6 protein-coding genes and 1 pseudogene are annotated in these 10,702 nt (G+C 53.1%); all 7 read right to left on the reverse strand.

Translation table 11 applies throughout. From position 1 onward, the window contains the following. Positions 1–384: 384 nt before the first annotated feature. The gene (locus IQ273_RS24340; RefSeq protein WP_194025737.1) at positions 385–1,815 is read right to left on the reverse strand and encodes a serine/threonine-protein kinase; all 1,431 of its coding nucleotides are present in this window, start codon (positions 1,813–1,815) and stop codon (positions 385–387) included. After that, positions 1,812–2,366 (reverse strand): hypothetical protein, encoded by a 555-nt coding sequence (locus IQ273_RS24345; RefSeq protein WP_194025738.1) that lies wholly within the window; start codon positions 2,364–2,366, stop codon positions 1,812–1,814. The genes IQ273_RS24340 and IQ273_RS24345 overlap by 4 nt, the downstream gene beginning before the upstream one ends. Then, positions 2,359–4,038 carry an ATP-binding protein gene (locus IQ273_RS24350; protein WP_194025739.1) on the reverse strand — a complete coding sequence of 560 codons (1,680 nt, stop codon included), beginning with the start codon at positions 4,036–4,038 and terminating at the stop codon, positions 2,359–2,361. Before IQ273_RS24350 ends, IQ273_RS24345 begins: the two co-directional genes overlap by 8 nt. Continuing rightward, on the reverse strand, positions 4,035–5,228 hold the full coding sequence (locus IQ273_RS24355; RefSeq protein ID WP_194025740.1) for a hypothetical protein: 1,194 nt from the start codon (positions 5,226–5,228) through the stop codon (positions 4,035–4,037). Before IQ273_RS24355 ends, IQ273_RS24350 begins: the two co-directional genes overlap by 4 nt. Continuing rightward, positions 5,215–6,039, reverse strand: a complete 825-nt coding sequence (locus tag IQ273_RS24360) for a hypothetical protein (protein WP_194025741.1) — start codon at positions 6,037–6,039, stop codon at positions 5,215–5,217. Before IQ273_RS24360 ends, IQ273_RS24355 begins: the two co-directional genes overlap by 14 nt. Beyond that, entirely contained in the window at positions 6,036–10,325 is a 4,290-nt protein-coding gene (locus IQ273_RS24365) for a hypothetical protein (protein WP_194025742.1), read from the reverse strand. The genes IQ273_RS24360 and IQ273_RS24365 overlap by 4 nt, the downstream gene beginning before the upstream one ends. Then, a pseudogene (locus IQ273_RS24370) lies at positions 10,322–10,702 on the reverse strand (hypothetical protein); the annotation flags it as partial. The pseudogene IQ273_RS24370 and the gene IQ273_RS24365, both read right to left, overlap by 4 nt.

Here is a 10,702-nt window from a genome sequence, read left to right on the forward strand (position 1 = left end):
GGACGTCGAATCAAGATTTCAGGCGCTCACTGGGACGCACATAACGTGCAACAAGTGCTCCGACAGCGATGTGCGTATCTGAATGGCTACTTCTCAAAATGAGTCTTGCAAGACTGGGATGCACCCGGGAAATATCATCACCTCAGAATGCTTAACTATGGATGATTTGAAACGGTTTCAGGCTGAGGCGTTGCGAATACAACGGTGTAAAAGCTTGGCTGGGAAAGCTCAGACTGGTATTCCTAAATACTGGGAGCGCTGATACAATATTTCAAATTTTGGCTCATAATTATTGGCAACCCAGTTGATTCCGAGAAATCAATCTCCTTGCGAATAGCACAATCATCTTAGTTGTGATTTTAAGCTTTTCTAAAGCATTGTTTTTCAGGCTGCTCTTTGGTTTAATTGTTTTTGTAATTCACGTCTAAAAGCATCGGCTTTACTGAAGTCTCGTAGTTGCTCGAAGACTGTCACCAATCGTTTTAAGATGGTGATTTTACCTGGGCGCAAACGATTTAGCTGTATGAGAATATTCTTGGCCTCATCATAGCGGGCCTGAATTCCCAAAACAGATGCTTTTCTAATCAACAGGACAGGACGTTCTCCCTGGCGCTGAAGGCATCTTTCTACCATTTTCTCGGCCTCAAAAATGCGATCGCATCTCAAATAAGCTTCCAATGCCAGCAGCTCCACTTCGCCAATGGCCTCGTGCTCCTGTTCAAGCAGTTCGGGGTAACCCTCCAAATATTCTACGGCCTGTAGATAACGCTCATCTAAAAAAGCAGATCTGAGCATGAACAGACCAGCATGGAAGTCTTGACTGCGGAGAAACTCGTTTCGGGCGACGCTTTCTGCTTGTTGCCAATCTTCTTTCTGAAAGTAGAGCATCACCCGGCTAGACCAGTCTTCTACGGTAGTGTAAGGCAGTTGGAGCGGGCGGTCTGAATGGTACTGAAGTTGTAAACTCGCCGCCTTAGAAAATTCCACTTGAAGTTCATGGGCACTGGGCCAGCGGTCTTCTGGGTTTCGCTGCAAGCAGCGCATGACCACTGCATCCATTTCTGGACAAATAGATGTGCTGAGCTCCCGTGGAGTTAAGAATGGAGTGTGACGTAGTACTTGGGCAGGGGTGTCGTGAGGCAGTCTGCCGGTCAGCAATTGGTAGAGCACTACACCCAAGCTGTAGATATCCTTGGCGACTAGGGACTTGGTAATTTCGGCATGGGGGCCAATCACCACAGATTCTGGAGCAGAATACAGGGCGGTTCCACCGGTCTCACGGCTGCGGCTGTAGATATCTTCTGTAGTGACACTGGAGCCAAAGTCAGTCACTTTGACCTGTTTGTTTTGAACCAACACGTTCTGGGGCTTGATATCCCCATGAATTAGGCCCAACTCGTGGAGATAGGCGACTCCACTGAGCACTTGTTGGTAAAGGTGTAATAGGTAGTGGTAGCTGGCCACCAGCGAACTATTCTCGCCATCTAGCAGAAAGGCTAGGGTCTGGCCGTTAAAGTACTCCATCTCAATGGCGTATAGCGATCGCTCAGGCGGAATTCGACCCATCCAGAACATGCGAACTAGGTTGGGATGTTCTTTATCCAGCAGAGCCTGTCCTTCGGCCAGGTCACGATCGCGGCTACCCTGAGTTTTTGGAAACTTCAGCGCTACGGTTCTGTCTTCCCTTAGATTCTTTGCTTTCCAGACCACGCCATGGGTGCCGCTGCCAAGGCATGTCTCCAGGAGATAGTGATTATCTCCTAAGATGCTGTCTGGCATTAGCTTAAACAGTTGTTCAAGTGCTCGCGGTTTCATTGGGGGGTACGCTCACGGATACACTGCAACTTCAGACGAGATTTCTCTTCGGTATGCTGAAACTCAAAAATATGGAAGTCGGGCTGAGTTAACCCTGCAATCTGTTGCCCATCATTCGTTTGAAAACCACTTCTGGCCAGGTGCCAGAGATGGGCAAAGTAGTTTTGATGCTTAGGGAAAAAATCCTCAGTCCAAACCATCAACCCCAAAAGCTGGGGTAATCGGCGATGGTGCTGATAGGCTTTCAACAGATTTTTAGTCTTGTCTTCTAACTCAACCCCATTCTTAAATCGCTCAAACTCAAAAAAAGCCAGGGGTTGACGGGTTTCTCGATGCCACCACACACAGTCAGCTCGAATGGAAGCGGTCACAGGAAATTCTTGGCAAGCGGTGTAGCCCATCTCTTGCCCCAGCCGGGTGAGATAGCTCAGACCTAAGCTATGGATGCTGGTTGAGACTGACTCAACCCCCCAGTCTGTCCAGATGGGATAGTGCTCTTGGGCTACAGACAGAGATTGAAACTCTTCTAGCAGCCGATTCACGTCAACCATCGAAATGCCCCCACATCTCTAACACCTCAGGAGACGCCCCTCCATGGACTAGGGCCTTCGCACCCACCTTGACCAGTAGAGGAGCCGGAATAGCTCGACCGGTGACCAGGGCTTCTCCAGTGGATAAGCTGGGGAGTTCATCAATATCCGCTTTGCTAAACATGTCTGATACCCGCAGAATGAACCGTTGGTCATCCGGGTTCTTCAGCCGCATGGCGATGATGGTGTTGCATTGGGAGGTTACGTCAGCATCTAGTTTTGATGGACGCTGGCTAATTACTGCAAACCCTACTCCAAACTTTCTCCCTTCTCCGGCCACCTTTTTGATGATGCGTAAGCTGATAGCAGGCTGCCCGGAGGGAGCAAAAGTATGGCCTTCTTCATACACCAAGAAACAGGGGCGAATCGGGTTTGTCTTGTTGGAAGCGGCCTTCAAAATTTCGCTACTGACTAGGGCGGTAATTACCTGCTTAGCATTATCTGATAACCCTTGCAGGTCAATAATTACCAGCCGCCCTCGTTTATCACTCCGACGACCGACCATATCCGCAATATTGGTGGGGGCAGCCAATGCCTTCGAGTAAAAGGCCTGAGCATCGTTCAGCAGTCGCCGCAGCTTGATGGAGGCAACCGCCGCACTCCGGCTGTTCAACGCCCGACCTTCGGCCTCGGTAAGCTCCTTCCAGTCGCGCAGTTCTTGCAGGTCGCCGCTGAGCAGGTCCCGCAGTTGGTTGATGTCTCGGGGAGACTTCTCTTGCTGCCGCCAGTAGCGAATCGCCACATCCAGAACCCGCTCCTGGGGTTCTGTCAGTCCCGGTAAAATTTCGCTCAGATCGTCCATTTCAAATTGGTCAAACTGGAGTGCTAGTTCGTGGTTAGCACTGGCGTATTTTGCCTGAAAAGACGACGACTGGGGCGTATAGGCCTGAATACCGGCTCCAGCCTCGGTTAACCGCCAAAGCAATTTTTGAATTTGGGGTAAAACCCGCTCATCTCGCGGGTCTGCAACCTCATTTTGCTCATTAAACTGAATACGCCCTCCGGCAAGGGCTTTGCCATATTCCCCATGGGGATCAAACACGACCACCGTACCGTTATTGAGAGTCACCAACCGCTCAATAATGCGCCCCACTGTATAAGACTTACCGGCTCCGGTCATCGCCAACACCGCCAAATGTTCTGTAACCAGGTTGGGTACGTCTAGATAGACTGGAACAATATTTTCGCCACGGTCGTACCCCACCAGATTACCGAGATGCAGCCCAGTATCTTCTCGAAACTCGTAAAAAGAGGAGAGAAACTGAAAGTCTACAGTTTCCACATTTGCCCCCGGATCTAGAGGCCGTCGGGGCATCCGGATTTGTCCAGTTACGGGGTCTTTATAACCCACCACCTCTAGTTTGGCGTGGAGGTTTTCTCCAGTAATTTGGGCTCCGGGCAGCAGTTCTAGTTCTGTTACGGATGATCCTAAACCGGAGTTGTAGAGCACATTACTCCGATGAATGCTAACGATGCGACCCAGCACATTAGCCTCGGGCTCATCCTCCAGCTCGCGGTGACGGATGCGGATGAATTCTCCCCGTCGAGCAGCGAAGGAGGAGTTCAGGATCATCATCAGATTCTTGGGATCGCCCGTGTTCCCCACTAACTTGCCTAGATGCCGCTGTTTCACAGGATGGATTCTCCTTCAAGTTCAAAATCATCAAAATCTGAAAGCCAGTTTTCTTCTAGTTTTCGGTTGCGAAGATAGCTGTGTACCTCACGGGCATAGTTTTGGAGGAAGACATCTAGAGGTCTGCCCAGCTCCCGTTTAGATAAGTAGACCGGTAATGGTTCTGCTTTTTTGCCGCCTAGGGCGGTTAAAGCCATCAGCCAACTGGTCAGTCGGTCGAACGCCTCCGTTGGCCAGCCGGTCGCGGGCCCAACCACCTGCACCAGTAACGGACTAGTGCCCTGGGCCGACTTGAAGTGAAAGCCATACACCCCTATGTCAGCCAACCATTTAGGTTCCATCTGGGGAGTTTGAACGTTCATGCGGTAGGCCACTGTACGGTGGTAAGACTCCAGAATGCCGGTCAAGAAGCGCTGTTGACCAATGCTTAGAACGGCACTCCCCAACTTATCTAGGTTCTCTAGAGGTTTTAGTCGGGCCTGCTCTTGTTCCAGCACAAAGCTCTTGGTGTCTTTGTTACGAAAATCCCGTTGGGCCATGTCTAAGACTGCGCCATAGCGACCGGTGCCGATGCTCACCAACATTGGCCCTCGGGGATTCCAGGGAAATAGCCGATCTTGGTAGGTTTGCCAAAATTCGTCGATCGCCTCAAGGGTTTGCTCGTAGGTCTGGCGCTTATTGGGGTACAGGCTGCCTTCTCGGGCAGAGCTAAGAGACCGGGAGAGGAGGAGAGGAGTATCTAAAATAAGCAGCTCCCGCTTTTCACCATCTTCTAAAGCCGTCGCCGCTAACTCGTAAGCATGGCGAATGGAAATGAGCTTGAGGCGGAGTTTTTGATCTTCAAAGTCGATATCATCCATCTCGCAGGTAGAGTTTTTGCTGCCGGTGCCAATCTGGTTGTCGCGAATTTTTAGATCGGTGCGCAGCCCGCCTACCGCATACAAAAAGCCTCCCATGATGCGAACCGGGCCTTTAAAATCCGTCGCTATGCCTCCGACGTGGAGGTTAAGAGGGGACGGGGGCATGAGTTTGCGCACGTATCCGGCTTTCACATAGTCAGGGGCCACCCGCTCTAGCTCGCGAATCTGCTGGGAGATGCGCCCTGCGGTACCAGGCAGATAAAGCTGGGTGGTCAGACTGAGGCGTCGGGCCAGAGAAACATTTAAGTCTTCAGTATCAATCGTGTTCATGCTGTAGTTTCCTCATTTCCCGAGCGTAGAAGGCATAGGGCGATCGCTTTAGCATTTCCAGACCAGTGTTGGTTAGCTGGCCTGCCTGAATCCAACCGGATTGGGTCAGCTCTTCAACCCGTGCTTTGGCCAGGGCAGGATTGATTGCCAGAATAGGGGAGTCCTCCAGGGCGGCTAGGGCGGCAGCTTGGTTTGGGTAATCGCCACTGGCAAAATGCACAATAATTGACCAGTCTTCTGGCTGAAGATTGAGCGGTAGAGAACCTGAATCCTCTGTTTCAGTCCCCGAAACTTCAGGCAAGGGTTGACCGGCCTGTTGGTAAAGATCGGCTAACCAGGCGGGGGCGATCGCACCTCCAGTCAACAAACTAGGCGACCAAAGCGGCAGCGTCGTTATCACCCATAGGCCCGCGTTGGGGTGTCGTCGCCAGCCACCGGTCACCAGCTGGCCACTAATTCGCTCAAACGGCAGCAGGGCACCCCCCAGGCTGTAGCGAATCTCTTGACCCAGCTTGTGGGCTAAGTCAGACTCGCCCCCGGCCAGTGGCTGGCCTGGTAGAACTTCCCAGGGACAGGGAGCCTCAGCCTTTCCCCGACTGTAGGGGGGAATCAGCAGCAGCAGGTGCCCAGGCTGCTCGCACCAGCGTACCCAGGGATGATCGGTTGCTGCCCGTTGCTGCCAGTCTTTACCAAAGGCGATCGCAGCCCCGCTCTTTGGCAGTTCTCCGGCTTCGGCCCCCAGCAGTTTCTTTAAGATGCGGCCCCGGCTGTGGGTAGCCAGTTCGCCTACCAGCCTAATTTGCAGGGTCATGCTCCACCTCCTGGCAGACCATAGGTACGAATTAAGAAACCATGGCATACCAAGCTATCTAACTGCTCGGGTGTAATGGGTGGATGGGCAAGGTTATTTAGGGTAGCCATCCATTCTTGAAAACTGACCCCAGTTTCCTCTAGGATTTTTGCGCCCTCTTCACGCCAAACCTCCTCCTGGCCTCTTAAATAGATCTGGGCATCTCGCAGAGATTTTTGCTTCTCCAGGTCAGCCATATTAGGGGGTGAAATTTCGGGTCTGCCTTTGATCTGCCGCAGCTTGTTGTAGGCTTGTCGAATATCCTGGGCTGTTTCCCGTTCCAGCAGCTTTTTGCGATAGTCTTGCACGGCATTCTCTAGGGTTCTAACCTTACCCACCAGAGTTCTTAAAGCAGCTTCAGAAGGGTTTAACAGAGTATTGAGCGATTCCCGCATCAAAGGCTCAAAGTTGCCCAATTTCATGCTGCTGTCGTAGCGGTCAAGGAGTTCGTCCACATCCTCACTCAACCTGATCTCTAGGTCGTCAGCAATCAGTTCTGGCTGTCCTGAAAGTTCGTCAAGCTGTGCGTTCTCTGGCATAGAGAAATCATCTGGAGCGCTTGCCAGCGTAGTTTCTAGAGTCTCTAGGCGTACCTGTAAATCTAGAACGGTATCTTTGGCAGACTGATAGCGCCGTTGTAGCTCTCGGAACCCCTGCATGATATAGCCTGAGATTGACTCGGCATTTGCCACATCCTGTCGGGGATCTACGCTAACGCCAACCTCTCGTCCTAGCTTTTCTAACTCTCGAAATGCATCCTGGGTGCGTAAATCTCTTAAGTAGTAGGCCAAGGTCTCAGGGTGGGCATTGCGGCTCCGTTCCGAACTAGTAAATGGGTCAAGCCCCTCCATCCCGGCATCCACTGTATCTAAAACTTTACTGAGAGGCCGAACGAACAGGTTGGTGGGAAAACGTAACCCTCCTTCAGTATCTCCCTGGTAAGACCGGATAGTTTCTTGAACGGCAGGTACTTTTTCCCGAATTCGAGTCGCGATAGAGGTCACGTATTCAGCGAACTGAGAAACCTGGTTGACTCTTTCCCAAAATGGTTTGGTGTTGTCGTCAAAAGAAATCTGAGGATCAAGCTGAGCCGGAGCCAGCTTTTTCTGCTGGGTTTCCTCGACATACACTTGCTCTAGAGCTCGACAAAACTGAATGCGAAGCTGAGTGGCTTTCAAAAACCAGTCTTTGTTAAACGGCTTGCCTTCATAGGCTTTCAATTCCTCCAGGGCTTGTTCAGCATCTTTTAGCTGGCTCTTTGCCCGTTCATACCGAGGCCCTTTGCCAGGAGTAATTTTGAAGATCACTCCGTCCCCAAAAACACCTAGTAAATCTTGATAGAGCTCTGGATATTTTCGATCTAAGTAATTTTTGGCTTCATTGAGCTTGCCCTCTAGCTCATGCAGAGAGACTAAGGTGTAGGGCTTGTTTTTCTTCCGCCCGCTGGCCTCATCCTTGGCTGGCTGTACCCAGTGCAGTTTTTGGGCTAGGGTCATCCACTCATCAAAAACAGTGTTGAGCTTGTTGTTATCCCACAAATAGCCCCAAAGCCAGTTTTCTCGGGCTTTGTCTACGGAAATAGTCGGGTCTAAATCAAGCTCTATTTGTCGCAACCAGCCCACAATTCCGTAAACCAGAAGAGGGGGAAGTTCAGGCTTAGCTCGTTTTTGCTGACCTAACCAAAACTGGGCGGTGTCTTCAGGTTCTCTATAGCCTCTAGGGCCAGCGCTCGTGCTCAATCCAAGGCTATCAATCGCGGGAAGCAGGGTGTCAAAATCGAGCTTGCCGGTTTCTTTGCCTCTGCCGATTTCCTCCAGAGATTGGCCCTCATAGTCAACGATCGCTGTCTTCCAGCCCTCGATCAGGGCATTAAAAACCGGCTCTTTCAGCACGCCACTGGGCCGAATCGGCCAGGCGATGCGGCCATCACCACTCAGGCGGTGTCGCCAGTCGCGGATATTGCGGGCAAAGGAGCCTTTGATGCGGTTAAGCCGCTGGTTAAATCGGTTGGTGAGGCGGTCTTCGTGCAGTCGAAAGCCATCCCAGTGCTCTCTTGGTAAGCCGACTTGCTCTAGGGCATTTAGTTCACTGGAGTTGAGGTTGATTAACTGAGCAAACCCACGGGCTTTTTTAAAAATCGACTTGTTGGCGGTGGCAAACCGGTCTGGGAGCCCATAGTCAGAGGTAAAAACTAGGACGGGGCAACAGCCCTCTTTCTCCTGCACGGTGGCAACGATACCCAAGACATTTTCCAGTTCTGTATCGCTATTGGCCCAGGCTAAAACTACTAGCTCTTTAGGATTGAGGGACAGGCCTTTGAAGTCCCGCAGCCCATGCTTGTCGGTACGCATGGCCACCACAGATGCTTCTCCATCCACCTCCACCGGGTCGTAGTCCCAGTGCTCGTCCAACAGCCGCATGATGCCGGTTAGCACATCCTGCCGCTGCTCCCGTTCTGATCGGTTGAGCCGTTCAACGACCAGACTATAGGCCTGGTTTTCGGCAGGCGATCGCAAAATGGCATCGGTACTCGCCTTCCGTAGGCGAATATCCAGCCGCCGCAGCATGTCGATCGAGGGGCCAATATGAGTGGGGATGGCCTCTGATCGCGATTCCCCCATTAGCCCTGCCCAGAGAATGCGACCGACATCTTCTACCGCTGGATGGGGGTAGATCAGGTCTAGCAACTGCAAAAAGCCCGGCTCGATCTGGGGCAGTAATAGGGTGTAGAGGTCGCCCTCAAGCGTGACGGCCCCTTCCCGGACAGCCAGGGTAGCCAGGTTATCGAGCAGATGCTCCAGGTTGATGGCCTCTGGAATGCCGGGCAGAGTCCAGTTGCCGGTGCCGCTCTGGCGCTGACCTCGGGCTTGAATCAGCAGCTGACTGCATTCGTTCCTATGCCATCGCACCCGCTGATAGCCGATCGCCACCGGCTCCCCAAAGGAATTGCGCGCCTTCAGCAAAAGCTGGGCAGGCTCGTTCCCAATCTGGTCGATGGAAATGGGCTGTTGGCCAAAGAGTAGGTCGCTCGCCTTTGATTCCAGCTCGCGGGGGAGGTTGAGCTCATCTATTGACCGGGCATCTAGAATGTAGCGACCGACCCGCTCAGAACAAAGAATGGCCCGCTGAAACACCTCACTAATCGGGGCCTCTGGCCTGGAGATTTGCTCCATAGCCTGGTCTACGGCGGCCATGATCACGTTAAACCACCCGAAGTTGCCGTTACTCATCATGTAGGCGGCTTCTACTAGACCCTGGGGATAGCTCCGCAGCAGGCGACCTTCTCGGTCTAGACTTTCGACAAAGGTGCTGACATCGGCGAAGGCGTTGGGCTCCAGGTCGATAATCTCAAACCGGCGGTTGGTAGATTCGACTTCTTTTAGTTCGTCCCCAATCGCCGGAGAGCAGAGGGCCAGGTACCGCAACCAGGGGAACCGGGCGCGGGCATCTTCTTCTTTAATCGCCTTACTGAGGCCGGTAATTTCGGCCTGGCCTAGGGTAGGCACTTCCACCGCTTTTCGCAGCAGGGTAATGGCTTTGCCATCCATGGTGCGGGCTTCTTCTGCCGAGAGGCCCGCGTTCGCCCGCTCGGCAGCGGTCTCCAATTCATCCAGCACCACCATCACGTATTGGATGCCGTAGTTTGCCAGCACGTCGTAGGCGGCGGTACACAGCCGGGTGGCTAGCTCTGTATCACGGTAGAGGTCATCCTCGGAATGCTGGTCAAGCTCCATGGCGGTTGCCAGTTCAGCGGGCTCAAACCCTTTGACCAACAGCCGTTCATAAGCTTGCTGGGCCACTTGGTGCTGAATCGAGCGGTCAAACTTGCCCCTAGCTAGGGGAACTAAGGCCTTATATAGACCAGGAGCCAGCCAGTTATCGAGGTGCAGTTGCTCGTGGGCAATTTGCGAATAGCGAATGTAGAGGGCGAGATACTGCTCTCGCTCGGTATCGGTATTAAACAGGTGGGCGTCTACCAGGTTGCCCATTTCATCCCGCACCTTCCAGCCCTGGGAGGTGTCGTTCACCTGGGCCACCACCTCATAGCCCAACCGCGACTTACCCACCCCCCATGGAGCTACCGCCGCAAACACATGGGCAAAGGCGTTATCGGGCGTGTCTACCAGGCGCAAAAAGTTTTTAAGCTTGCGATGAAAGCTCCCCTGACCCACGATCGGATGGCGAATTGGATAGCCGCTGACGCCAGTGGCTTCCCATTGGTGATGGGTGGTGGGTATAGCAGTCATAGGTCTTTCCCAGCGGGCAGTGTAAAGTCGTCGTGAATCGTCCAGCGCACCAGTTTTCGTTCCCGATCGCCATATAAGCCCCGTCCGTGGCGGGGTTGGCCCGGTGCCCAGGCCTCTACTTCTATGGTGCCCTGGTCGATCGCCTCCCCAAAGGCCTGATCAATCCAGGCATCGAGGGTGGGGGGCAGGGTGTTGGGGTAGAGCTCTTTCCATAAGGCTAACCCAGCCCGCTCAATCGGCAGGTATCCGGCCCGATCGGCCAGGGTTTGGCTCAGCTCGCGCAACAGGCCCGCTGGGGTGAGTTGGCCCAGGTGGGCTTGCAGGTCGTCGGGCAGATGGGGGAGACCGCTGGCATCGAGCCAGCCGAGGGCCTGTAG

Origin of the sequence: Nodosilinea sp. LEGE 07298 (assembly GCF_015207265.1) — a bacterium.
Taxonomy (GTDB): domain Bacteria; phylum Cyanobacteriota; class Cyanobacteriia; order Phormidesmidales; family Phormidesmidaceae; genus Nodosilinea.